Here is a 23687-nt window from a genome sequence, read left to right as displayed (position 1 = left end):
CTCGCACCAAGCAAAAACGACGTCCTCCGGACGGGCACCCCGCCCCATTTTCCCGGCCCCGGGGTGAGGCCGAAAGGCCTCGGGATGACTGGCTACTACGACGACTTCACAATGAACGTGCACATCCTCTTCGACGACACGTTGGTACTAGAGGACCCTGCGGCAACGCTCGGCACGATTCTGAAGTCCGGAGAAGAGGTTGATGTCATGGCAGTGTTGGCCGCCGCTCTCGATGACCTGCTCGACACTGAGGGATCCGAGAAACCGGACGTGGAATACATGGCGTCACCCATGTGGGGTGCTGTGGTGCGTGCGGCGGGTACAGCGTACGCCCTTCTGACGCGGTAGCCAGCGCCAATCGCTACGAATGGGCGGGAAGAGACCCTCCTCTTCCCGCCCATTCGGCTTTTTTCGCTTGTGATTGTTCTGGAATTTCAGAGGTGAATCAGGAGCCATTCAGAATGACCTTCGAGGAATGAGCGGGCTTGCGTCCAGGACCGTAGACATCGACTTCACCTTCAGAGAGACCATTTCGGTCTCGGAGGTACTGAATGCCCTGCTCGGTGCCGGACTGCGCGTGCCGTCGGACACCGAGGTGCCGTATCTCGTCGACGAGGACGGCATGTTCGAGTGGCAGAAGGCGGCCGCTCCCGACGTGGACGATGTCATCTCCCAACTGGCGGACAGGCGGTGGAAGGACAGAGTCGTCGGCATGACCCTGCGCCTCCACGACGGACCTGTGTCTCGTTCGTCGTCGGGATCCACCCCAGGCTCCTGCCGGACTCCTCTCGCTTCTGCGATCTCGGCTGGTACCTGGCGAGGCTGGTTCCCGCACTCCAGCCGCTGGGACTGTCGGATATCGAAGCCCGAGACTCGGCGTGATCGCGCCGGGTCAGGGCGCGGAGGCACTGCCATCGCTTGCGTCCCCCGCGCCGAGCACACTCCCGTAGGCGCGAGCGCCCTCGCGTGGCAGCACGGCCCACATCCGGGTGCCGTTGTTCTGCCCCCGGCCGCCTCCGATACCCCACTCTCCGTCACAGGCCCGCACTACCTGGTCCAGGACTCCCAGCGCCACTCCTCGGGAGATCTCACAGGCCGCCCCCAGGCGCGCATTGGTGTGCAGCGGGTGGTCGTCGTACAGGGTGACGCGCATCGCGCCGTCCCGGTAGCGCAGCGAGACGTACACCCGAGCCGACGGTGAGAACCGGCAGGCACAGGCCGTCAGTTCACTCACCACCTGAACCACCGCGTCCGTCAACTCCGCCAGGCCGTGCGCGCGGAGGATCGTGCGGGTGGCGGCACGGGCGATGCCGGCGCTCTGCGAGGCTGCGGGGAGGGTGAGGCTGCACGACAGCGACTCAGGGAGGGGTGGGGTGAAGGGGAGTTCGGTGGGGGCGAGGGTCGGGGAGAGGCAGAACCCCGAGGGGGCGGGAGGCGGGCAGGACGAGCCTTCTGGCTGCACGTCAACTCCTTTGTCACGTAGAGGTACGGACCCATGCCGACGGCTCGTCTCCCTGACGCGGGCCCGCTCCTCGCAGGGGACGAGAACACGGGCAGGCACGCGTGATGCGCTTCCGGAGGGTCGTAACGGATCTGCGATCGAGCCATTACCGAATGTAGGGATGCGAGAGTCACATTGTCCATACGGTTGGAGATAATTACCCCCACTGTGGGTGGACGGGGGCCTGCCCCCTCAGCAGACTTGGGCACCACAGCGCAGCGAAAGGGCGACATGGCTACGAGAAGCACACCGACCGAGCGGCAGAAGCGCCTGGGCGCGGAGTTGCGGAAGATGCGCCTCGCAGCAGGTGCCGCCACCGAGTACGCCGCCGGTCTGCTTGGCATCGACCGAACCCGGCTGTCCAACATGGAGTCGGGAATCCGGCCTTTCTCGGCTGAACGAGTCCGTACCCTCGCCTGCAACTATTCCTGCCCGGACGAGGATTACGTCGAGGCACTGGCCTCGATGGCCGACAGCAAGGAGCGCGGCTGGTGGGAGCAGTACCGGGGCACCCTCCCCGCCGGCCTCCTGGACATCGCGGAGTTGGAGTGGCACGCGACGCGGGTACGGACCGTGCAGTTCATGCACGTACCTGGACTGCTCCAGACCGAGGAATACGCCCGTGCCGTCTTCACCGCCGTACTGCCGCCGATCCGGCGACTTGACGTCGAGTTGCGCGTGGCTCACCGCATGGCGCGCCAACAGGTCTTCGAGCGGCCGGAGCCCCTGCCCTACCTCGCCTACGTCCACGAGGCGGCACTACGCATGCGGTTCGGCGGCGTCGAGGAGGCTCGGAATCAGTTGAAGCACCTGGCGGAACGGTCCGAACAGGATGGCATCGAAGTGCGGGTCGTCCCGGCGAGCGTGAGTGGCTTCCCCGGGGCGGGGCACGCGGTGCTGTATGCCGACGGGGCCGTCCCACCACTCGACACCGTGCAACTGGACTCGGCCCATGGGCCGGTGTTCACCAGCGCGGAGGCCCAACTCCACAAGTACCGTGCCCATCTGCACTGGATGGACGACGCGGCGCTGTCGCCTGCCGCGTCACGCGATCTCGTCATCAACATCGCCCGTGAACTCTGAGGACTTCCATGCGAACCGACATCACCTGGGAAGACCCCTTCTGCGGTGAAGGCAACAACTGCTTCCGCATAGGCACCGACCCCCACGGCAACGCCTACATCGCTGTCGCCGGCCAGGAGGACACCGCCCTCACCGACACCCGCGAAGCCCTCCGCACGCTCATCCTGGAGATCAAGGCGGGCAAGGCGGACCACCTGCTGTAACCGACGGCACCCCGGGCGGGCAGGCGAGGGGCCCCTGCTCGGGCTCACCCGTATGGAGCACGCGCGGTGAGGAGACGACGGCCGGTTCAGGCCGGCGCCGCCGCCGTCAGGCGCCCGCCGCCGCGAACGCCCCCCGCGCCATCCGGTGCAGCAGCGCCGCCGTCGCCGTTCGGCCCGGGACGGAGCCGGGGCGGGCCAGGTGCGGGGTGGAGTTCAGCAGGCCGAAGACCGAGTGGACGGCCGAGCGGGCCGCCGGTTCGGTGAGGGCCGGGTAGATCTCGCGGACCACCTCCACCCACAGTTCGACGTACTGCCGCTGGAGCTGGCGGACCAGCTTGCGGTCGCTGTCGCGGAGGCGGTCCAGCTCCCGGTCGTGCAGGGTGATCAGGGGGCGGTCGTCGATCGCGAAGTCGATGTGCCCCTCGATGAGCGAGTCGAGGACCGTCTCCGCCGCACCCCCGTCGGCCTCCGCCAGCCGGCGCTTCGCGCCGGTCAGGAGCTGGCCGCTGATCCCCACCAGCAGCTCGGCGAGCATCGCGTCCTTGCCCGGGAAGTGCCGGTACAGCCCCGGGCCGCTGATACCGACCGCGGCCCCTATCTCGTCGACCCCGACGCCGTGGAAACCGCGCTCGGCGAACAGCCGCGCGGCCTCCTTGAGGATCTGCTCGCGGCGGGTGGGGGCGTCGGTTCTGGTGGCCATGGACGTAATTCTAGACAGGGAGGTTAGCGCTCGTTAACCTGAAGGAAATGGTTAACGCTCATTAACAGACGATCCTCGTGACGGACGACGGGTGAGGGGAACCGCAGGATGGAGCAGGCACCGGAGCTGACGAGCGCGGCAGACCCCGCGTCGGAGGCCTGGCGGGCCAACGAGCGGGCGCATCGCGAGCTCGTCGGGGAACTGCACGGCAAGCTGGCCGCCGCCCGGCTCGGGGGCGGCGAGCGGGCGCGGGCGCGGCACACCGCGCGCGGCAAGCTGCTGCCCCGGGACCGGGTCGACGGGCTGCTCGACCCCGGCTCGCCCTTCCTCGAACTCGCGCCGCTCGCGGCCGACGGGATGTACGAGGGGCAGGCCCCGGCGGCCGGCGTGATCGCCGGGATCGGGCGGGTCAGCGGGCGTGAGTGCGTGATCGTCGCCAATGACGCCACGGTCAAGGGCGGCACGTACTACCCGATGACCGTGAAGAAGCACCTGCGCGCGCAGGAGGTGGCCCTGGAGAACCGGCTGCCGTGTCTGTACCTGGTGGACTCGGGCGGGGCCTTCCTGCCGATGCAGGACGAGGTCTTCCCCGACCGTGAGCACTTCGGGCGGATCTTCTACAACCAGGCCCGGATGTCGGCGGCCCGGATCCCGCAGATCGCGGCCGTCCTCGGCTCCTGCACGGCGGGCGGGGCGTACGTCCCGGCGATGAGCGACGAGGCCGTGATCGTGCGCGGCCAGGGCACGATCTTCCTGGGCGGTCCCCCGCTGGTGAAGGCCGCCACCGGTGAGGTCGTCACCGCCGAGGAGCTGGGCGGCGGCGAGGTGCACTCCCGGATCTCCGGGGTCACCGACCACCTCGCCGAGGACGACGCGCACGCCCTGCGGATCGTGCGCACCATCGCCGCCACGCTCCCCGCGCGCGGGCCGCTCCCCTGGGAGGTCGCGCCGGTCGTCGAGCCCAAGGCCGACCCCTACGGGCTGTACGGCGCGGTCCCGGTGGACTCCCGTACCCCCTACGACGTACGGGAGATCATCGCGCGCGTGGTGGACGGCTCGCGGTTCGCCGAGTTCAAGGCCGAGTTCGGGCAGACCCTGGTCACCGGCTTCGCCCGGATCCACGGCCACCCGGTGGGGATCGTCGCCAACAACGGCATCCTGTTCTCCGAGTCCGCCCAGAAGGGCGCCCACTTCATCGAGCTGTGCGACCAGCGCGGGATCCCCCTGGTGTTCCTGCAGAACATCTCCGGTTTCATGGTCGGCAAGGACTACGAGGCCGGCGGCATCGCCAAGCACGGCGCCAAGATGGTGACGGCCGTCGCCTGCACGCGCGTGCCGAAGCTGACGGTCGTGGTCGGCGGGTCGTACGGCGCCGGGAACTACTCGATGTGCGGCCGGGCCTACTCCCCCCGCTTCCTGTGGATGTGGCCCAACGCCAAGATCTCCGTCATGGGCGGCGAGCAGGCCGCGTCGGTCCTCGCGACCGTCAAGCGGGACCAGCTCGAGGCCGGGGGCGACAGCTGGCCCCTCGAGGAGGAAGAGGCCTTCAAGGCCCCGATCCGCGCGCAGTACGAGCGTCAGGGCAGCGCCTACTACGCCACCGCCCGGCTCTGGGACGACGGCGTCATCGACCCGTTGGAGACCCGCCAGGTGCTCGGCCTCGCCCTGACCGCCTGTGCCCACGCGCCCCTGGGTGACCCCCAGTTCGGCGTCTTCCGGATGTGAGGGGCTTGCCACCGATGTTCGAGACAGTACTGGTCGCCAACCGGGGCGAGATCGCCGTCCGGGTCATCCGTACGCTGCGCTCGCTGGGCGTGCGCTCGGTGGCGGTCTTCTCCGACGCCGACGCCGACGCCCGGCACGTCCGGGAGGCCGACACGGCCGTACGGCTCGGTCCGGCGCCGGCCGCCGAGAGCTATCTGTCGGCGGAGCGGCTGCTGGAGGCCGCCGCCCGCACCGGCGCCCGGGCCGTCCACCCGGGGTACGGCTTCCTCGCGGAGAACGCGGCCTTCGCGCGCGCCTGCGAGGAGGCGGGGCTGGTCTTCGTCGGCCCGCCCGCCGAGGCCATCTCCCTCATGGGCGACAAGATCCGCGCCAAGGAGACCGTCCAGGCGGCCGGGGTGCCGGTCGTCCCCGGCGGACGGGACCCCGACCTCGCCGCGGCGGCCCGTGAGCTGGGCGCGCCCGTCCTGCTCAAGCCGTCCGCGGGCGGCGGCGGCAAGGGCATGCGGCTGGTGCGGGACCTGACCCTGCTGGAGGAGGAGATCGCCGCCGCCCGCCGGGAGGCCCGCGCCTCCTTCGGCGACGACACGCTCCTCGTCGAGCGCTGGGTGGACCGCCCCCGGCACATCGAGATCCAGGTCCTGGCCGACGGCCACGGCACCGTCGTCCACCTCGGCGAGCGCGAGTGCTCGCTGCAACGGCGACACCAGAAGGTGATCGAGGAGGCCCCGAGCGTGCTCCTCGACGAGGGGACCCGGGCCGCGATGGGCGAGGCCGCCGTGCAGGCGGCGCGCTCCTGCGGGTACCGGGGCGCGGGCACGGTGGAGTTCATCGTCCCCGGCGGCGACCCCTCCTCGTACTACTTCATGGAGATGAACACCCGCCTCCAGGTGGAGCACCCGGTGACCGAGCTGGTCACGGGCCTCGACCTGGTGGAGTGGCAGCTGCGGGTCGCGGCAGGCGAGAAGCTGGACTTCCAGCAGGAGGACGTACGGCTCACCGGGCATGCGATCGAGGCGCGGATCTGCGCGGAGACCGTGTCCGTCAAAGAGGGCGCACGCGGCTTCCTGCCCTCCGGCGGGACCGTGCTGCGGCTGGCTGAGCCGCAGGGCGACGGCGTGCGCACCGACTCCGGGCTCAGCGAGGGCACCGAGGTGGGCAGCCTCTACGACCCGATGCTGTCCAAGGTCATCGCCTACGGCCCCGACCGCCCGACCGCGCTCAGGAAGCTCCGCGCCGCCCTCACGGAGACGGTGACCCTGGGCGTGCAGACCAACGCCGGGTTCCTGCGCCGGCTGCTGGGCCATCCGGCGGTGGTGGCGGGCGAGCTGGACACGGGCCTGGTGGAGCGGGTGGTGGACGACCTCGTCACCACGGACGTGCCGGAGGAGGTGTACGAGGCGGCGGCGGCCGTCCGGCTGGAGGCGCTGACGCCGAAGGCGGACGGCGGGTGGACGGACCCCTTCTCCGTACCGAGCGGCTGGCGGCTGGGGGGCACGCCTAAACCGGTGGGCTTCAACTTCCGGGTGCCGGGACTCGAACCCGTCGTCCATGAACCGCGCGGCACCCACACCGTCACCGACGACCGTGTCTCGGTCACCCTCGACGGGGTCCGCCACACCTTCCACCGCGCCGCCGACTGGCTCGGCCGGGACGGCGACTCCTGGCAGGTCCGGGACCACGACCCGGTCGCCGCCTCCCTCACCGGGGCCGCGCACGCCGGTGCCGACTCGCTCACCGCGCCCATGCCCGGCACGGTGACGGTCGTGAAGGTCGCCGTCGGGGACGAGGTCGCCGCCGGGCAGAGCCTGCTGGTGGTCGAGGCGATGAAGATGGAGCACGTCATCTCCGCCCCGCACGCCGGCACGGTCGCCGAACTGGACGTCACCCCGGGCACGACGGTCGCCATGGACCAGGTCCTGGCCGTCGTCACCCCGTACGAGGAGGTCGCCGAATGACCGCTGAAGGGCTCCCGATGACCGTGCCCGCCCAGGATCTGCCCGCGCGGGTGCGGATCCACGAGGTCGGTGCGCGGGACGGTCTGCAGAACGAGAAGTCGGCCGTGCCGACCGAGGTGAAGGCCGAGTTCATCCGCCGGCTGGCCGACGCGGGTCTGACGACGATCGAGGCGACGAGCTTCGTGCACCCCAGGTGGGTGCCGCAGCTCGCCGACGCCGAGGACCTGTTCCCGCAGGTCGCCGAGCTGCCCGTGGCGCTGCCCGTCCTGGTGCCGAACCAGCGCGGGCTGGACCGTGCCCTCGCGCTCGGCGCCCGCCGGGTCGCCGTGTTCGCCAGCGCCACCGAGTCCTTCGCGAAGGCCAACCTCAACCGCACGCTCGACGAGTCGCTCGCCGTGTTCGAGCCGGTCGTGCGGCGGGCGAAGGACGCGGGGGTGCACGTGCGCGGCTATGTCTCCATGTGCTTCGGCGACCCCTGGGAGGGCGCGGTCCCCCTGCACCAGGTCGTGCGGGTGTGCCGGGCGCTGCGGGACATGGGCTGCGACGAGCTGAGCCTCGGCGACACCATCGGGGTCGCGACCCCCGGCCATGTCCTCGAACTGCTCTCCCTGCTCAACGAGGAGGGCGTGCCGACGAACGTGCTCGGGGTGCACTTCCACGACACCTACGGGCAGGCGCTCGCCAACACCTACGCCGCCCTCGAACACGGCGTCACCACCGTCGACGCCTCCGCGGGCGGCCTCGGCGGCTGCCCGTACGCCAAGTCCGCCACCGGCAACCTCGCCACCGAGGACCTCGTGTGGATGCTGCACGGCCTCGGCATCGACACCGGGGTCGATCTCGGCCGCCTCGTCGCCACCAGCGTGTGGATGGCCGACCACCTGGGCCGACCCAGCCCGTCCCGCACCGTCCGCGCCCTCTCCCACAAGGACCAGTGATCAGCATGGACCACCGTCTCAGCCCCGAGCTGGAGGAACTCCGCCGTACGGTCGAGGAGTTCGCGCACGACGTGGTGGCGCCGAAGATCGGCGACTTCTACGAGCGGCACGAGTTCCCGTACGAGATCGTCCGTGAGATGGGCCGCATGGGCCTGTTCGGGCTGCCGTTCCCGGAGGAGCACGGCGGGATGGGCGGCGACTATCTGGCGCTCGGCATCGCCCTGGAGGAGCTGGCGCGGGTCGACTCGTCCGTGGCGATCACCCTGGAGGCGGGTGTCTCGCTGGGCGCGATGCCGATCCATCTGTTCGGCACCGAGGAGCAGAAGCGCGAGTGGCTGCCGCGGCTGTGCGCGGGCGAGATGCTGGGCGCGTTCGGGCTGACCGAGCCCGACGGCGGCAGCGACGCGGGGGCGACCCGGACGACCGCCCGTCTCGACCCGGAGACGGATGAATGGGTGATCAACGGCACCAAGTGCTTCATCACCAACTCGGGCACGGACATCACGGGACTGGTCACGGTCACGGCGGTCACCGGGCGCAAGCCGGACGGGCGGCCGCTGATCTCCGCGATCATCGTCCCGGCGGGCACCCCGGGCTTCACGGTCGCCCAGCCCTACTCCAAGGTCGGCTGGAACGCCTCCGACACCCGGGAGCTGTCCTTCTCCGACGTCCGCGTGCCGGCGGCGAACCTGCTGGGTGAACAGGGCCGCGGGTACGCGCAGTTCCTGCGGATCCTCGACGAGGGCCGGATCGCGATCGCCGCGCTGGCCACCGGGCTGGCGCAGGGCTGTGTGGACGAGTCGGTGAAGTACGCCCGGGAGCGGCAGGCGTTCGGGCGGCCGATCGGCGCCAACCAGGCCATCCAGTTCAAGATCGCCGACATGGAGATGAAGGCGCACACGGCCCGGCTGGCGTGGCGGGACGCGGCCTCGCGGCTGGTGGCGGGCGAGCCGTTCAAGAAGGAGGCGGCGCTGGCGAAGCTGTACTCGTCGACGATCGCCGTCGACAACGCCCGGGACGCCACCCAGGTGCACGGCGGGTACGGGTTCATGAACGAGTATCCGGTGGCCCGGATGTGGCGCGACTCCAAGATCCTGGAGATCGGGGAGGGGACGAGTGAGGTGCAGCGGATGCTGATCGCCCGTGAGCTGGGGCTCGCGGGCTGACCGGAAGTCACCCTTTTTACACCGTCAACTTGCCGTCAATTCCGGCAAGTTGACGGAATCGGAACGTGCACAGACATCCCACAGCTTCGGGATCAGATCACCCCCGCCCTGGACAAGATCTGAGGTTAGGCTAACCTACCTTCGAACTTGTCCGGCGGTGATCCGCACGTTCGAAAGCAGCCACTTCATGCCCAACGCCAGAGCCAACCACCTCACCCGCCGCGGCATCCTCGCCGCCGGTGGCGCCCTCGGCCTCGGTGCCGTGCTCGCGGCCTGCGGGGACGACGACGCGAAGAGCAGTGGCTCGGACTCCTCGGCGAGCGCCTCCGCCAAGTCCGGTCCCTGGACCTTCAAGGACGACCGCGGCACCACCGTGAAGACCGACGCGATCCCGGCGAACATCGTCGCGTTCACCGGCGTCGGCGCCGCCCTCTTCGACTACGGCATCCAGGTCAAGGGCGTGTTCGGCCCGACGAAGACCACCGACGGCAAGGCCGACGTCCAGGCCGGCGACATGGACATCTCCAAGGTGACGATCCTGGGCAACGTCTGGGACGAGTTCAACGTGGAGAAGTACGCCGCCCTCGCGCCCGACGTCCTCATCTCCACGATGTTCGACGACGCCGGCACCCTCTGGTACGTCCCCGAGGCGTCCAAGGACAAGATCGCCAAGCTCGCGCCGAGCGTCGGCGTCTCCGTGTACGACCGTCAGCTCACCGCTCCGCTGGAGCGGATGTGGGAGCTGGCCGCATCGCTCGGCGCGGACATGACCGCGGCGAAGGCGACCGACGCGAAGAAGCGGTTCGAGGCGGCGGCGACGCGGCTGCGCGCCGCGGCGAAGGCCAAGCCCGACCTCAAGGTCATGGCCGGGTCCGCCAGCGCCGAGCTGTTCTACGTCTCCGGTTCCAACCTCTCCATCGACCTCGAGTACTTCAAGGCGCTCGGCGTGAACTTCGTGGAGCCGCCGGAGAGCGCGAAGAAGGAGGGCGGCGGCTGGTACGAGTCGCTGAGCTGGGAGAACGTCGACAAGTACGCGGCGGACATCATCATGATGGACGACCGGACCTCGGCGCTCCAGCCGTCGGCGATCACCGAGGCCACCTGGAAGAAGCTGCCGGCGGTGAAGGCGGGTCAGGTCATCGGGCGGTCGCCGGAGCCGATCCTGTCGTACGACAAGTGCGTGCCGCTCCTCGAGAACCTCGCCGAGGCCCTGGAGAAGGCGAAGAAGGTCAGCTGACGCGGGGTCCCGGGTCGCGGCCGAGTGACGTGATCACCGTCATAAGAGGGGCGGAGCCCTCCAAGTGAAACTTAGGTTAGGCTAACCTAAGTTGAACCCGGGGCTCCGCCCCTCGGTCCGTTCCGCAGCGGACCATTCCCCACCCCCGGAAGGTTCCCCATGCGCTCGCACCTGCTCAACGACACCACCGCGGAGCAGTACCGCCGCTCCGTGACCGAAGGAGTCGAGCGGGTGGCCGCCAAACTCGCCGCCACCGACCGTCCGTTCACCGGCGTCACGGTCGACGCCCTCGCCCCCCGCATCGACGGCATCGACCTCGACCAACCCCTGCACGACACCGCCGCGGTGCTCGACGAGCTGGAGGAGGTCTACCTCCGCGACGCGGTCTACTTCCACCACCCCCGCTACCTCGCCCACCTCAACTGCCCGGTGGTCATCCCCGCCGTGCTCGGCGAGGCGGTGCTCTCCGCCGTCAACTCCTCCCTGGACACCTGGGACCAGTCGGCCGGCGGCACCCTCATCGAGCGGAAACTGATCGACTGGACGACCGAGCGCATCGGCCTCGGCCCGGCCGCCGACGGGGTGTTCACCTCCGGCGGCACGCAGTCCAACCTCCAGGCGCTGCTGCTCGCCCGGGAGGAGGCCAAGAGCGACAGCCTGGCGAAACTGCGGATCTTCGCCTCCGAGGTCAGCCACTTCAGCGTGAAGAAGTCCGCGAAACTGCTGGGGCTGGGGCAGGACGCGGTCGTGTCGATCCCCGTCGACCACGACAAGCGGATGCAGACCGTCGCGCTCGCCCGTGAGCTGGAGCGCTGCACGGAGGCCGGTCTCGTCCCGATGGCCGTCGTCGCCACCGGCGGCACCACCGACTTCGGCTCCATCGACCCGCTGCCCGAGATCGCCGAGCTCTGCTCCCAGTACGGCACCTGGATGCACGTCGACGCGGCCTACGGCTGCGGACTGCTCGCCTCCCTGAAGTACCGGCACCGCATCGACGGCATCGAGCGCGCCGACTCCGTCACCGTCGACTACCACAAGTCCTTCTTCCAGCCGGTGAGTTCGTCCGCCGTCCTGGTCCGGGACGCGGCCACACTGCGGCACGCCACCTACCACGCCGAGTACCTGAACCCGCGCCGGATGGTGCAGGAACGTATCCCCAACCAGGTGGACAAGTCCCTGCAGACCACGCGCCGCTTCGACGCGCTCAAGCTGTGGATGACCCTGCGCACCATGGGCGCCGACGGTGTCGGACAGCTCTTCGACGAGGTGTGCGACCTGGCCGTCGAGGGCTGGGGCCTGCTGGCCGCCGACTCGCGCTTCGACGTCGTCGTACGGCCCTCGCTGTCCACCCTGGTCTTCCGTTACATCCCGCGGGCCGTGACCGACCCGGCCGAGATCGACCGGGCCAACCTCTACGCCCGCAAGGCCCTGTTCGCCTCCGGTGCCGCCGTGGTCGCGGGCACCAAGGTCGCGGGCCGCCACCACCTGAAGTTCACCCTGCTCAACCCCGAGACGACCGCGGCCGACATCGCCGCCGTCCTCGACCTGATCGCCGGCCACGCCGAGCAGTACCTGGGAGAGTCCCTTGACCGCGCTTCCTGAAGCCAGCCGCACCTATGACTTCGTGGGGATCGGGCTCGGCCCCTTCAACCTCGGCCTCGCCTGCCTCACCGAGCCGATCGACGCGCTCGACGGCGTCTTCCTGGAGTCCAAGCCGGACTTCGCGTGGCACGCCGGGATGTTCCTCGACGGCGCCCACCTCCAGACGCCGTTCATGTCGGACCTGGTCACCCTGGCCGACCCGACCTCGCCGTACTCCTTCCTCACCTATCTGAAGGAGAAGGGGCGGCTCTACCAGTTCTACATCCGCGAGAACTTCTACCCGCTGCGCGTCGAGTACGACGACTACTGCCGCTGGGCCGCCGGCAAGCTGAGCAGCGTGCGCTTCTCGACGACCGTCGCCGAGGTGACGTACGACGAGAGCGAGGCGCTGTACGCCGTGCGCACCACGGCCGGGGACGTCTTCCGCGCCCGCCGGCTGGTCCTCGGCACCGGCACCACCCCGTACGTCCCGGAGGTCTGCCGCGGCCTGGACGGCGGGCTGTTCCACAACGCCGAGTACATGCGGCGCAAGGCGGAGCTCCAGACGAAGAAGTCGATCACGATCGTGGGCAGCGGACAGAGCGCCGCCGAGATCTACCACGAGCTCCTCGCCGAGATCGACGTCCACGGCTACCAGCTCAACTGGGTCACCCGGTCCCCGCGCTTCTTCCCGCTGGAGTACACCAAACTGACCCTGGAGATGACGTCCCCGGACTACATCGACTACTTCCGCGCGCTGCCCGAGGAGACCCGCTACCGGCTGGAGAAGCAGCAGAAGGGCCTGTTCAAGGGCATCAACTCGGACCTCATCGACTCGATCTTCGATCTGCTCTACCAGAAGGACGTCGAGTACGGCGACCGGCCCGTCCCCACCCGCCTCCTCACCAACTCCTCGCTGAACAGCGCCCGTTGGGAGGACGGCAGGTACCGGCTCGGCTTCCGCCAGGACGAGCAGGGCAAGGACTACGAGATCGCCACCGAGGGCCTGGTGCTGGCCACCGGCTACCACTACGAGCCGCCGGCCTTCCTGGAGCCGGTCCGCGACCGCCTGTGCTTCGACGCGCACGGCCGCTTCGACGTGGCCCGCAACTACGCCGTCGACACCACCGGCCGGGGCGTGTTCCTCCAGAACGCCGGCGTGCACACGCACTCCATCACGTCCCCCGACCTCGGCATGGGCCCGTACCGCAACAGCACCATCATCCGCGAGCTGCTCGGCAGCGAGTACTACCCGGTCGAGAAGACCATCGCGTTCCAGGAGTTCTCGGTATGACCTTCACCTTCCGCCCGCTCGACCCGCTGCGGGACGCCGAGCTGCTGCACTCCTGGGTGACGCATCCCAAAGCGGCCTACTGGATGATGCAGGACGCCTCCCTGGTGGACGTCGAGCGCGCCTACATGGAGATCGCCGCCGACCCGCACCACCACGCGCTGCTCGGCCTCGACGAGAACGGCACCCCGGTCTTCCTGATGGAGAAGTACGACCCCGTCCACCGTGAACTGGTCGGCCTGTACGAGCCGTTGCCGGGCGATGTCGGCATGCACTTCCTCACCCCGGCGACCGACACTCCCGTGCACGGCTTCACCCGCGCCGTCATCACCGCCGTGATGGCGCACCTCTTCGAGGACCCGGCGGTCGAGCGGGTCGTCGTCGAGCCGGATGTGGCCAACGGCGCCGTCCACGCCCTGAACGAGGCCGTCGGCTTCGTCGCCGCACGCGAGATCGAGAAGCCGGAGAAAAGGGCCTTGCTGAGCTTCTGCACCCGGGAGCGGTTCCTCGCCGCGACGGGAGCCGCCGTATGAGCCTCTCCGACACCGTGGCGCACCTCTCCCCCGAACGCTGGGAGACCGCCAACCGCCTCCTGGTCCGCAAGGCCCTCGCCGAGTTCGCCCACGAGCGGCTCCTCACCCCCGAGACCGCCCCCGGGGTCTCCCCCGAGGAGACGGACGGGCGGTACGTCGTCCGCAGCGACGACGGTCTGACGTCCTACCGCTTCACCGCCGTCCGCCGTGCCCTCGACCACTGGCAGGTGGACGCCGACTCGATCACCCGCACCCGGGACGGCGCCGAACTCCCCCTCGCCGCACTCGACTTCTTCATCGAGCTGCGGAAGACCCTCGGGCTGAGCGACGAGATCCTGCCGGTCTACCTGGAGGAGATCTCCTCCACCCTCTCCGGCACCTGCTACAAGCTCACCAAACCGCCGATCACCTCCGCGGAACTGGTCCACGCCGGCTTCCAGGCCATCGAGACCGGCATGACCGAGGGCCACCCCTGCTTCGTCGCCAACAACGGGCGGCTCGGCTTCGGCGTCCACGAGTACCTGTCGTACGCCCCCGAGACCGCGCACCCGGTCCGGCTGGTGTGGCTGGCCGCGCACCGCTCCCGGGCGGCCTTCACGGCGGGTGTCGGGATCGCGTACGAGACCTTCCTGCGCGAGGAGCTGGGCGCGGCGACCGTCGAGCGGTTCGACGGGATCCTGCGCGAGCAGCGGCTCGACCCGGCCGACTACCTCCTCATCCCCGTCCACCCCTGGCAGTGGTGGAACAAGCTCTCCGTCACCTTCGCCGCCGAGATCGCGCGCAGGAACCTGGTGTGCCTGGGCGAGGGCGACGACGCATACCTGGCCCAGCAGTCCATCCGGACCTTCTTCAACGCCTCGCACCCGGGGAAGCACTATGTGAAGACGGCCCTGTCCGTCCTCAACATGGGCTTCATGCGCGGACTCTCCGCCGCCTACATGGAGGCCACGCCGGCGATCAACGACTGGCTGGCGCAGCTCATCGACAACGATCCGGTACTGAGGTCGACCGGTCTGTCGATCATCCGGGAGCGGGCGGCCGTCGGCTACCGGCATCTGGAGTACGAGGCGGCGACGGACCGCTACTCGCCGTACCGCAAGATGCTCGCCGCGCTGTGGCGCGAGAGCCCGGTGCCCTCCCTCCGGGACGGCGAGTCGCTCGCGACCATGGCCGCCCTCATCCATGTGGACCACGAGGGCAGGTCGGTGGCCGCCGCGCTCGTCGAGCAGTCGGGACTCGCCCCCGCCGAGTGGCTGCGCCACTACCTGGAGGCGTACTACACCCCGCTGCTGCACAGCTTCTACGCCTACGACCTGGTCTTCATGCCGCACGGCGAGAACACGATCCTCGTGCTGCGGGACGGGGTCGTGCAGCGGGCGATCTACAAGGACATCGCCGAGGAGATCGCGGTGCTGGACCCGGACGCGGTGCTGCCGCCCGAGGTGCGGCGCATCCGGGTCGAGGTGCCCGAGGACCAGAAACTGCTGTCGGTCTTCACGGACGTCTTCGACTGCTTCTTCCGCTTCCTCGCGGCGAACCTGGCCGCCGAGGGGGTCCTGGAGGAGGACGGCTTCTGGCGCACGGTCGCCGAGGTCACCCGCTCCTACCAGGAGGCGAACCCCGAACTCGCCGACAAGTTCCGCCAGTACGACCTGTTCGCCCCCGAGTTCGCCCTGTCCTGCCTCAACCGGCTCCAGCTGCGCGACAACCGGCAGATGGTGGACCTGGCCGACCCCGCGGGCGCCCTCCAGCTGATCGGCACCCTGAAAAATCCCGTCACAGGGTTCTGATCAGGGCGGCGGGTTCCCCCGAGTACGGTCCTCGGGGGAACCCGTCCGTCCGCACAGTCCCCTGACAGGGAGCGGCACTACGGTCCACACCTTGCCGTGCCCGCTGCTTTCGGGGAGCCGACGTCATGTCCGAGCACATTGCACAGCAAGCCCCGCACCATCCACCGGCCGGGCCCCTGCCGGAACACGCCCGCGCCGTCCACGCCTACGCGGATGCCTTCTGCGCGAAACCGCGCGACGCCACCGACCTGGCGGCCCAGGTCCTCGCGCGCGGGCCCCGGCAGCCGGGCCCCGCGTTACGCACCGCCCTGCTCGCCGACGTACGGCGCACCGCCCACGGCTGGCTCGGCGACGAACGCTCGGCGCTGCTGCGCCCGGAGTTCCGCGCCTGGTCCCGGCAGGCCGCCGACATCTTCGGCCCGGTGGACACCCTGCGCCGGGTGGAGCACGGTTCGGTGCTCCTGGCCGCCTTCGAGCAGCTCGCCGACCAGTCGCGGGCCGCGCTGTGGCTGTGTCTGGCCGAGGAGGGCGAGTCGGCGCAGGCGGCCCGGCTGCTGCACACCACCGAGGAGTTCGCCCAGTCGCTGGCGCAGTCGGCCCGCGGCCGGCTCGTCGACACCGTGCTGCGGGTGCGCGCCGACCGCACCGCCGACCCGCGCTGTGTCCACTACGGCGGCATGCTGGGCGCCATCGCCCGGGGCACGCACCGCGAGGCCCCCGCCGATCTGCGGCAGCACCTCGACATCTGCCGGTTCTGCACCCATGACCTGGGGCTGCTGCGCACACTCGCCTCGGGCGAGGCCGGTCAGGCGCGGCGGCTGCTGGTGGACGAGGTGCTGGTGTGGGGCGGTGCGGCCTATCGCCGGGCGCGGTCGGCGGGGCGGGCAGCGGCGGCGGGCAGGGGGCCGGCCGGGCCGCCCGCGGCACCGGAGGAGCAGGCGGTCTCCCGTCCCCCGGGCCGTCGGCGCAGACGGACGGTGTGCACCGTGGCGGTCACGGTGGTCCTGACCTCCGTCCTGACCACCGCCGTGCTGCGGGAGCTCTCCGGCTCCGAGCCCGCCGCGGGCGCCGAGCAGGCCGCGGCCGGGACCTCCCCCTCCGCCGCGTCGCCTTCCGCCGCGTCGCCCTCCCCCTCGGCGACCGCCGCCTCCGCCGCCCCGGTCGTCCTCAGGAACGTGGCGAACGGGCGCTGTGTCACCGGCCCCGCGGGAAGCGCCTCCTCCGACGACGGGGCGCAGTCCCGGAGCCAGGGCCCGGTGCCCGCCCCCGATCCCGTCCTGGCCGTCTGCGACGGCGGCGAGGACCAGCGGTGGCGGGTCGTCGCCCTGGACGACGGCGCGGTGGCCCTGGTGAACATGGCGTCGCTGCTCTGCCTCGACATCGCGGGCGAGCGGGTCGCGGGCGACGGGATGCAGCAGCGGCCGTGCGCGAACGAGGTGGCCGACGCGCCCTTCCCGGAGGACCAGGCGTTCCTGGCCGAGGCGGCGGGTGGGGACGCGTTCGCCCTCGTCTGCCAGGACAACCCCGGCATCGCGCTCGGCGTGCGCTCCGGGGAGGTCCGGATGCGGTCGACTGCCGCCCTGGGCACGGCGGTTCGCTTCTCCCTCGACGGCGTCGACGACGCGACGGCGAACGCGTTGGGGCTCTGACGGCGCGGTGCCAGAATCACCCCATGGCGGAAATCCTCCAGAAGGACGGCACCTGGGTCTTCGACGGTGACGCGCTGCGGCTGACGCCGGGCCGGGACAAGGGCGTCGGGCTGCTGCGCAAGGAACTCGGTGAACTCGTGGTCCCGCTGGGGGCGTTGGCGGGGATCTCGTTCGAGCAGGGCAAGCGCGGCGGGCGGCTGAGACTCCGGCTGCGGGACGGCGCCGATCCTCTGCTGCACGCCACCGGCGGCCGGCTGACCGAACCGCACGACCCGTACCAGCTGCTCGTGGAGTCCGACCGGTTCGGGGTCGCCGAGTACCTCGTGGACGAGGTGCGGCACGCGCTGCTGCTGGACGGGGTGCCGGCCGGTCCGGTGGACGCGTTCCTGCTTCCCGGTCCGGCCGTGCCGCTGTCCTTCGCCGCCGGGGACGGCACCGCGAGCTTCGACGGCGAGCAGGTGCGGCTGGAGTGGAACTGGAAGACGGAGGACGCGAAGGCGGCCGCCGGGACCCGGGTGATCCGGGTCGAGGACGTCGTGGGCGTGGAGTGGCAGCCGGCGGTCGGCCTGGAGAACGGGCATCTGCGGTTCACGGTGCGCCACGCGCCCACGAAGGCGCCGCCGAAGTACGACCCGAACGCGGTGGAGCTGTGGGGCTTCAAGAAGGATCCGCTGATGGCGCTGGTCGCGGCGGCCGTGCAGGCCCGGCTGTCGCATCCGGCCACCGCCGCCGGGGACGCCGTACGGGCCGCCGTACCGCCGTCCGGCCCGGAGCCGGAGATCCCCGCCGCCCGGGCCGCCGCCGACGACCACGACGCGCTGCTGCGGCGGCTGCGGGAGCTGGGCGCGCTGCACCGGGACGGGGTGCTGACGGACGAGGAGTTCACCCTCGCCAAACAGGCGGTCCTCAGGCGCTTGTGACGCCGGGGAGGACCGCCTGAAGCTGTGCTGCCCGGCCTTGCTACTTGGCCCTGCGGGCCACCGTGAAGTGGTCGATGCGGTCGCCGGTCTCGGCGATGCCCTGGACCTTCAGGGTGGTGTAGCGGCCCTTCGACGCGGGGGTGACGTCCACACGCAGGAAGGAGTAGTTCAGGTAGCGGACCCGGGACCAGGCGACGGTCTCGTTGACCTTGCCGTCCTTGGTGTTGATGAAGGACGCCACCGAGTCGACCTCGTTGAGGTGGCCCTCGTAGGAGTCGGGGGCGGTGAACGCGTACAGGCTGCGGCCCGCGGCGCCCGCGGTGACGTAGACGACACCCTCGGTCTCGGGGTACGCCGTGCCGCCGATCGGGAGCTTCTTGGTGACCGTGTTGCCCTTGATCACGTCGGTGCGCTCGTACTGGTGGTTGTGGCCGTTGATGACCAGGTCCACCTGGTACTTGTCGAAGAGCGGTACCCACTCCTGGCGGACACCGCCCTCCGAGGCGTGCGCGGTGGAGGTGCAGTACGCGCAGTGGTGGAAGAACACGACGATGAAGTCGACGTCCTTGGAGGCGCGGAACTTCTTCAGCTGCGCCTCGAACCACGTGGTCTGCGTGCCGCCGGAGATGCCGAGGTTGGCCGGGATCTCGAAGGAGACGTCGTTCGGGTCCAGCGAGATGATCGCGGTGTTGCCGTAGACGAAGGAGTAGACGCCCGGCAGGTTCGCCTTGTCGGGGCCGTTGTCCGGGAGGTTCCAGCGGGCTTCCTCGCCGCCGTAGCCGTTGGGCGAGTACCAGGCCTCCATGTCGTGGTTGCCGTACGACACCATCCACGGCACGGACTTGGCGACGGACTCGGTCTGGGCGAGGAACTGGTCCCAGGTCCGCGAGTCGAAGCCCGTGTCGGTGGCCTTGCCCTGGCCGGCCGGGTCGCCGTAGGCGATGTCACCGGCGTGCAGGTGGAAGGAGGGGTTCTGGCCGAGGATCAGGCTGTCGTTGGCGAGGGCGTGATAGCTGACGCCCTGGTCGCCGAAGGCCGTGAAGGTGAAGGGCTCGGCGCGGTCGGGGGCGGTGGTGAAGGTGCCCAGGGTGCCCAGCAGGTGGGCCTCGGCCGGGTCGAAGCCCTGGTGGCCGACGCCGTAGTAGTACGTGCGGCCGGGGCGCAGATGCGTGAGCTCGGCGTGCAGGTAGTACTGGGTGTGGTCGCCGGACGCGCCGACCCCGGCCGGGGTGTAGAGGCTGCGGACCTCGGCCTCGATCTTGCGGGAGAGGTCCCAGGGGTGGGCGCCGATGCGGATGAAGGGCTTCTTCACGGCGACCGGGACCTGCCAGGAGACGGTGATCTCCGTGCGGGGGTCGTTGCCCCAGGCGAGGTGACGGCCGAAGGGGGCGACGAGCGAGCCGTCGACCTCCTCGGTGTGCGACAGGGGCTGCGTGGGAACGGCGGCCTGGGCCGTGGCCCCGGTCACGAACGCGCCACCGGTGACGGCGCCCAGGGTGACCGCGCCACCCCTGATCATCGTGCGCCGGGAGAATCTTGCGCGCAGGTACTCGTGCTGCTCGGCCATGCTCATGCGCTCGGCGAGCTGGTCGGGTACGCCCATGCGAGGAGTGTCCATGACGTCTGAAACTCGTCGCCCCGGGCGACGGACCGCAAGACGCCAAATGGACGGTTCGCGAACAGGCGCTCATAACACATTCAAGGTTCCCCCAAGGCCCCTTAACAGGGCCCTGCCCGAAATCGGGCAGATTTCTTGCGAAACCCGCTTCGGTACCTCAGGATCTACCGGGTGCACGACGAACTGGTTGATCATCTGATGCGGTCCACGCCCCTCCAGCGGGGCGAGGCGCTGCGGGTGATCCAGGACGTGCTCGCCTTCTTCGACGAGACGACCGAGAACTACGTCCGTCGCCGCCACCGCGAGCTCCAGGCCGACGGCCTGGTGAACGCGGAGATCTTCGAACGGATCGCGGCGGACCTTCAGTACCGGGCGGTCGCGCCGCCGGAGCTGTCCGTACGGCAGCTGCGGCGCATCGTCTACGGGTGAAACAGCTACACAACAGCTTGGGGATACCTCTTATATGTGCGGAATCGTCGGATACATCGGGAAGCGTGACGTGGCCCCGCTGCTGCTGGAAGGCCTCCAGCGGCTGGAGTACCGCGGCTACGACTCGGCCGGCATCGTCGTGACCACGCCGAAGACGGCCGGTCTGAAGATGGTCAAGGCCAAGGGCCGGGTCCGCGACCTGGAGGCCAAGGTCCCGGCGCGCTTCAAGGGCACCACCGGGATCGCCCACACCCGCTGGGCCACCCACGGCGCCCCCTCCGACGTGAACGCCCACCCGCACATGTCGGCCGACCACAAGGTCGCCGTCGTCCACAACGGCATCATCGACAACGCCTCCGACCTGCGCCGCAAGCTGGAGGCGGACGGCGTCGAGTTCCTCTCCGAGACCGACACCGAGGTCCTCGTCCACCTCATCGCCCGCTCACAGGCGGAGACCCTGGAGGAGAAGGTCCGCCAGGCCCTGCGGGTCGTCGAGGGGACGTACGGCATCGCCGTCATGCACGCCGACTTCTCGGACCGGATCGTCGTCGCCCGCAACGGCTCCCCGGTCGTCCTCGGCATCGGCGAGAAGGAGATGTTCGTCGCCTCGGACATCGCCGCGCTGGTCACCCACACCCGCCAGATAGTCACGCTGGACGACGGCGAGATGGCCACCCTCAAGGCCGACGACTTCCGCACCTACACCACGGAGGGCACCCGCACCACGGCCGAGCCCACCACCGTGGAGTGGGAGGCCGCCTCCTACGACATGGGCGGCCACGACACCTACATGCACAAGGAGATCCACGAGCAGGCCGACGCCGTGGACCGCGTGCTGCGCGGCCGTATCGACGACCGCTTCTCCACCGTGCACCTCGGCGGCCTCAACCTGGACGCCCGTGAGGCCCGGCAGATCCGCCGGGTGAAGATCCTCGGCTGCGGCACCTCGTACCACGCGGGCATGATCGGCGCCCAGATGATCGAGGAGCTGGCCCGGATCCCCGCCGACGCCGAGCCGGCCTCCGAGTTCCGCTACCGCAACGCGGTCGTCGACCCCGACACCCTCTACGTGGCCGTCTCCCAGTCCGGTGAGACGTACGACGTGCTGGCGGCCGTCCAGGAGCTGAAGCGCAAGGGCGCGCGGGTCTTCGGCGTGGTCAACGTGGTCGGCTCGGCGATCGCCCGCGAGGCGGACGCCGGCATCTACGTCCACGCCGGCCCCGAGGTCTGCGTCGTCTCCACCAAGTGCTTCACCAACATGACGGTGGCCTTCGCCCTCCTCGCCCTGCACCTCGGCCGCACCCGCGACCTCTCGGTCCGCGACGGCAAGCGGATCATCGAGGGCCTGCGCAAGCTGCCGGGCCAGATCGCGGAGATCCTCTCCCACGAGGAGGAGATCAAGAAGCTGGCCGAGGAGTTCGCCGAGGCCCGCTCGATGCTCTTCATCGGCCGCGTCCGGGGCTACCCGGTGGCCCGTGAGGCCTCCCTGAAGCTCAAGGAGGTCTCCTACATCCACGCGGAGGCCTACCCGGCCTCCGAGCTGAAGCACGGCCCGCTCGCCCTGATCGAGCCGGCGCTCCCGACGGTCGCGATCGTCCCGAACGACGACCTTCTGGAGAAGAACCGCGCGGCCCTGGAGGAGATCAAGGCCCGCAGCGGCCGGATCCTCGCGGTGGCCCACGAGCACCAGGAGAAGGCCGACCGCACGATCGTCGTCCCGAAGAACGAGGACGAGCTCGACCCGATCCTGATGGGCATCCCGCTCCAGCTCCTCGCCTACTACACGGCGAAGGCCCTGGGCCGCGACATCGACAAGCCGCGCAACCTGGCGAAGTCGGTCACGGTCGAGTAGCCGTCCGCGGCACGAGACACAGCGCGCCGGGCGATTCCTCACACCCGGCGCGCTCTCGACGCCCACGACGGCCCCCGCCCCACGCCGACCCACTCCCGACGTCCACGACGGCCCCGCGCCGGAACCACATCCGGGCGCCCCACTCCACTTCGGCGGTCCCCGGGTCCACCAGCCCCGCGCCGACCCACTCCCGACGTCCGGGCGGACCCGCCCCGAAACCGCCGCAGGACCACCGCCTCGGCGACCGCCACCGGACCCACCCGCCCCACGCCGACCACGCGCTCGACGTCCGGGCGGACCCGCCCCGAACCGCTGCTCCGCTTCGGCGGTCCCCGGGTCCACCAGCCCCGCGCCGACATGCGCTCCCGGCATTGGGCCGGTGACTCCGGTCAGCGCGGCCCGATGGCTGTCCTCGGCGCGCCCCGATGCCCCCCTCAGCCGGCCGGCGGACCGGAGCGACCCCCGGTGACCTCCGTCAGCGCGGCCCGGTGATCCGAGGCCGGTGCCCGGCGCGTTCTCAGTTCTGTGGGGTGAAGATCAGGTTCCGGGTCTTCGGGGGGCGGGGCTCGTGCCAGGGCACCAGGGTGCCGTCGGCCTCGGTGACCCAGTGGCAGTCGTAGCCGAGGGGGTCGAACTCCGCGGTCAGCGTCTCCAGGGGAGCGTCGCGCAGCGCCTCCAGCATCACCGTCGGCCGGTCGCGCTTGAGCACCTGGCGGGCGCCGTGCAGGACCGCCGGCTCGTGGCCCTCCACATCGATCTTGACGAGGTCCAGCCGGGTGTCGGCGAAGACCTCGTCGAGCGTGCGCAGCCGGATGCGCTTGAGCTGGGCGTCGGCCGCGGCGTGTTCCAGGGTGGAGCCCGTCGACAGCAGGTTCCCGGAGAAGCGGACGCTGATCTCCGCCCAGCCCTCCTCGCCGGACACACCGGCCTGGTGGAGCTTGACGTTCTGGACGCCGTTCGCGCGGACGTTCTCCGAGAGCCGGGCGTGGATCATGTCCACCGGCTCGAAGGCGTGGATCCGCGCGGCGGGGTTGGCGAGCGCGGCGATCATCGAGAAATAGCCGACGTGCGCGCCGACGTCGGCGATGGTCGTGCTCCGGGCGGCCAGCCGGGCCCAGGTGGAGAGGCTGCCGGGCTCGTAGCCGAACCTGCCGTTCCACAGGGTGTCGAGGGCGACCGCGTCGTCGTTCATACAGAACATGACGAACGGCGGACAGTACGGGGAGTCGATCTCGGCGAAGCCCCGGTAGGGGAACTTCTTGCGGTGGGTGCGGATGATGTCACCCGTGGAGACCGGCCGGACGGATGGTGCGTGGGCCAGCATGCGGGCGTTGGCGTCATGGAGCTGGGACATACGCATCCGGCGATGCTAGAGCGGGGGTCTGGTTCTGTCATCGACTTCGGAACACCGGAAAGGCCCTGATCACAGGTCTGGCGCCGGAGGCGACGGAGGGGTTAATTCCAGGCGGGGAACAGGGAACGGACCCCGCGCGACCTCGTCGGTCGCGGGGGTCCG

19 protein-coding genes and 1 pseudogene are annotated in these 23687 nt (G+C 70.3%); 16 read left to right on the top strand and 4 right to left on the bottom strand.

The features are described from left to right. Window positions 1-348, top strand: a pseudogene (locus ABZ490_RS09440) (hypothetical protein); the annotation flags it as partial. A gap of 544 nt (window positions 349-892) precedes the next feature. On the opposite strand, the gene ABZ490_RS09435 reads toward ABZ490_RS09440, so the two are convergent. Beyond that, window positions 893-1462: an ATP-binding protein gene (locus ABZ490_RS09435; RefSeq protein WP_358986746.1), complete on the bottom strand. Its 570-nt coding sequence runs from the start codon at window positions 1460-1462 to the stop codon at window positions 893-895. A 270-nt stretch (window positions 1463-1732) separates the two neighbouring features. Between ABZ490_RS09435 and ABZ490_RS09430 the strand changes: the two genes are divergently transcribed. Further along, window positions 1733-2584, top strand: coding sequence for a DUF5753 domain-containing protein (locus ABZ490_RS09430; protein ID WP_358986743.1), 852 nt, complete (start codon window positions 1733-1735; stop codon window positions 2582-2584). Between the two features lie 8 nt (window positions 2585-2592). Next, entirely contained in the window at window positions 2593-2787 is a 195-nt protein-coding gene (locus tag ABZ490_RS09425) for a hypothetical protein (RefSeq protein ID WP_358986740.1), read from the top strand. A gap of 106 nt (window positions 2788-2893) precedes the next feature. Here the strand turns inward: ABZ490_RS09425 and ABZ490_RS09420 are convergent, their stop codons facing one another. Further along, entirely contained in the window at window positions 2894-3487 is a 594-nt protein-coding gene (locus tag ABZ490_RS09420; protein ID WP_055632269.1) for a TetR/AcrR family transcriptional regulator, read from the bottom strand. Window positions 3488-3595: 108 nt separating this feature from the next. Here ABZ490_RS09420 and ABZ490_RS09415 point away from each other — a divergent pair, with 108 nt between their 5' ends. The 11 genes from ABZ490_RS09415 (at window position 3596) to ABZ490_RS09365 (ending at window position 18272) form a co-directional block, all read left to right on the top strand. Next, window positions 3596-5212 (top strand): carboxyl transferase domain-containing protein, encoded by a 1617-nt coding sequence (locus ABZ490_RS09415; protein WP_358986736.1) that lies wholly within the window; start codon window positions 3596-3598, stop codon window positions 5210-5212. A 14-nt stretch (window positions 5213-5226) separates the two neighbouring features. Continuing rightward, window positions 5227-7167, top strand: a complete 1941-nt coding sequence (locus ABZ490_RS09410) for a biotin carboxylase N-terminal domain-containing protein (RefSeq protein ID WP_358986733.1) — start codon at window positions 5227-5229, stop codon at window positions 7165-7167. Beyond that, window positions 7164-8105 carry a hydroxymethylglutaryl-CoA lyase gene (locus ABZ490_RS09405; protein ID WP_358986730.1) on the top strand — a complete coding sequence of 314 codons (942 nt, stop codon included), beginning with the start codon at window positions 7164-7166 and terminating at the stop codon, window positions 8103-8105. Before ABZ490_RS09410 ends, ABZ490_RS09405 begins: the two co-directional genes overlap by 4 nt. Window positions 8106-8110: 5 nt before the next feature. After that, on the top strand, window positions 8111-9271 hold the full coding sequence (locus tag ABZ490_RS09400; protein WP_358986727.1) for an acyl-CoA dehydrogenase family protein: 1161 nt from the start codon (window positions 8111-8113) through the stop codon (window positions 9269-9271). A 187-nt stretch (window positions 9272-9458) separates the two neighbouring features. Further along, the gene (locus tag ABZ490_RS09395) at window positions 9459-10508 is read left to right on the top strand and encodes an ABC transporter substrate-binding protein (RefSeq protein WP_358986724.1); all 1050 of its coding nucleotides are present in this window, start codon (window positions 9459-9461) and stop codon (window positions 10506-10508) included. Window positions 10509-10667: 159 nt separating this feature from the next. Beyond that, window positions 10668-12110 carry a lysine decarboxylase DesA gene (gene desA / locus ABZ490_RS09390; RefSeq protein WP_358986721.1) on the top strand — a complete coding sequence of 481 codons (1443 nt, stop codon included), beginning with the start codon at window positions 10668-10670 and terminating at the stop codon, window positions 12108-12110. After that, window positions 12094-13383: a lysine N(6)-hydroxylase/L-ornithine N(5)-oxygenase family protein gene (locus ABZ490_RS09385; RefSeq protein WP_358986718.1), complete on the top strand. Its 1290-nt coding sequence runs from the start codon at window positions 12094-12096 to the stop codon at window positions 13381-13383. Before desA ends, ABZ490_RS09385 begins: the two co-directional genes overlap by 17 nt. After that, a complete protein-coding gene (locus ABZ490_RS09380; RefSeq protein WP_358986714.1) occupies window positions 13380-13913 on the top strand; it encodes a GNAT family N-acetyltransferase in 534 nt (177 codons plus the stop codon). The genes ABZ490_RS09385 and ABZ490_RS09380 overlap by 4 nt, the downstream gene beginning before the upstream one ends. Continuing rightward, window positions 13910-15703 carry an IucA/IucC family siderophore biosynthesis protein gene (locus ABZ490_RS09375; protein WP_358986711.1) on the top strand — a complete coding sequence of 598 codons (1794 nt, stop codon included), beginning with the start codon at window positions 13910-13912 and terminating at the stop codon, window positions 15701-15703. The genes ABZ490_RS09380 and ABZ490_RS09375 overlap by 4 nt, the downstream gene beginning before the upstream one ends. A gap of 125 nt (window positions 15704-15828) precedes the next feature. After that, complete coding sequence (locus ABZ490_RS09370) at window positions 15829-17352, top strand: RICIN domain-containing protein (protein WP_358986708.1); 1524 nt, start codon at window positions 15829-15831, stop codon at window positions 17350-17352. A 23-nt stretch (window positions 17353-17375) separates the two neighbouring features. Continuing rightward, window positions 17376-18272 carry a DUF4429 domain-containing protein gene (locus tag ABZ490_RS09365; RefSeq protein ID WP_358986705.1) on the top strand — a complete coding sequence of 299 codons (897 nt, stop codon included), beginning with the start codon at window positions 17376-17378 and terminating at the stop codon, window positions 18270-18272. Window positions 18273-18312: 40 nt separating this feature from the next. Here the strand turns inward: ABZ490_RS09365 and ABZ490_RS09360 are convergent, their stop codons facing one another. After that, on the bottom strand, window positions 18313-19875 hold the full coding sequence (locus ABZ490_RS09360; protein WP_358986703.1) for a metallophosphoesterase family protein: 1563 nt from the start codon (window positions 19873-19875) through the stop codon (window positions 18313-18315). A 186-nt stretch (window positions 19876-20061) separates the two neighbouring features. Between ABZ490_RS09360 and ABZ490_RS09355 the strand changes: the two genes are divergently transcribed. Both ABZ490_RS09355 and glmS read left to right on the top strand, forming a co-directional pair. Next, window positions 20062-20319: a hypothetical protein gene (locus ABZ490_RS09355; protein ID WP_358986700.1), complete on the top strand. Its 258-nt coding sequence runs from the start codon at window positions 20062-20064 to the stop codon at window positions 20317-20319. Between the two features lie 34 nt (window positions 20320-20353). Next, entirely contained in the window at window positions 20354-22171 is a 1818-nt protein-coding gene (gene glmS, locus ABZ490_RS09350; protein ID WP_358986697.1) for a glutamine--fructose-6-phosphate transaminase (isomerizing), read from the top strand. Between the two features lie 517 nt (window positions 22172-22688). Here the strand turns inward: glmS and ABZ490_RS09345 are convergent. Further along, window positions 22689-23531 (bottom strand): FkbM family methyltransferase, encoded by an 843-nt coding sequence (locus tag ABZ490_RS09345; protein ID WP_358986694.1) that lies wholly within the window; start codon window positions 23529-23531, stop codon window positions 22689-22691. Between the last annotated feature and the right edge of the window lie 156 nt (window positions 23532-23687).

It is taken from the genome of Streptomyces sp. NPDC005811, assembly GCF_040630405.1.
Taxonomy (GTDB): domain Bacteria; phylum Actinomycetota; class Actinomycetes; order Streptomycetales; family Streptomycetaceae; genus Streptomyces.
This window is presented reverse-complemented; position numbering and strand designations above follow the sequence as displayed.

What these genes read in the sequence shown, in the direction of transcription:
- ABZ490_RS09430 (WP_358986743.1), top strand. Translation starts at nt 1,733, where the DNA reads ATGGCTACGAGAAGCACACCGACCGAGCGGCAGAAGCGCCTGGGCGCG.
- ABZ490_RS09425 (WP_358986740.1), top strand. Translation starts at nt 2,593, where the DNA reads ATGCGAACCGACATCACCTGGGAAGACCCCTTCTGCGGTGAAGGCAAC.
- ABZ490_RS09420 (WP_055632269.1), bottom strand. Translation starts at nt 3,487, where the DNA reads ATGGCCACCAGAACCGACGCCCCCACCCGCCGCGAGCAGATCCTCAAG.
- ABZ490_RS09415 (WP_358986736.1), top strand. Translation starts at nt 3,596, where the DNA reads ATGGAGCAGGCACCGGAGCTGACGAGCGCGGCAGACCCCGCGTCGGAG.
- ABZ490_RS09410 (WP_358986733.1), top strand. Translation starts at nt 5,227, where the DNA reads ATGTTCGAGACAGTACTGGTCGCCAACCGGGGCGAGATCGCCGTCCGG.
- ABZ490_RS09405 (WP_358986730.1), top strand. Translation starts at nt 7,164, where the DNA reads ATGACCGCTGAAGGGCTCCCGATGACCGTGCCCGCCCAGGATCTGCCC.
- ABZ490_RS09400 (WP_358986727.1), top strand. Translation starts at nt 8,111, where the DNA reads ATGGACCACCGTCTCAGCCCCGAGCTGGAGGAACTCCGCCGTACGGTC.
- ABZ490_RS09395 (WP_358986724.1), top strand. Translation starts at nt 9,459, where the DNA reads ATGCCCAACGCCAGAGCCAACCACCTCACCCGCCGCGGCATCCTCGCC.
- desA (WP_358986721.1), top strand. Translation starts at nt 10,668, where the DNA reads ATGCGCTCGCACCTGCTCAACGACACCACCGCGGAGCAGTACCGCCGC.
- ABZ490_RS09380 (WP_358986714.1), top strand. Translation starts at nt 13,380, where the DNA reads ATGACCTTCACCTTCCGCCCGCTCGACCCGCTGCGGGACGCCGAGCTG.
- ABZ490_RS09375 (WP_358986711.1), top strand. Translation starts at nt 13,910, where the DNA reads ATGAGCCTCTCCGACACCGTGGCGCACCTCTCCCCCGAACGCTGGGAG.
- ABZ490_RS09370 (WP_358986708.1), top strand. Translation starts at nt 15,829, where the DNA reads ATGTCCGAGCACATTGCACAGCAAGCCCCGCACCATCCACCGGCCGGG.
- ABZ490_RS09365 (WP_358986705.1), top strand. Translation starts at nt 17,376, where the DNA reads ATGGCGGAAATCCTCCAGAAGGACGGCACCTGGGTCTTCGACGGTGAC.
- ABZ490_RS09360 (WP_358986703.1), bottom strand. Translation starts at nt 19,875, where the DNA reads ATGGGCGTACCCGACCAGCTCGCCGAGCGCATGAGCATGGCCGAGCAG.
- glmS (WP_358986697.1), top strand. Translation starts at nt 20,354, where the DNA reads ATGTGCGGAATCGTCGGATACATCGGGAAGCGTGACGTGGCCCCGCTG.
- ABZ490_RS09345 (WP_358986694.1), bottom strand. Translation starts at nt 23,531, where the DNA reads ATGCGTATGTCCCAGCTCCATGACGCCAACGCCCGCATGCTGGCCCAC.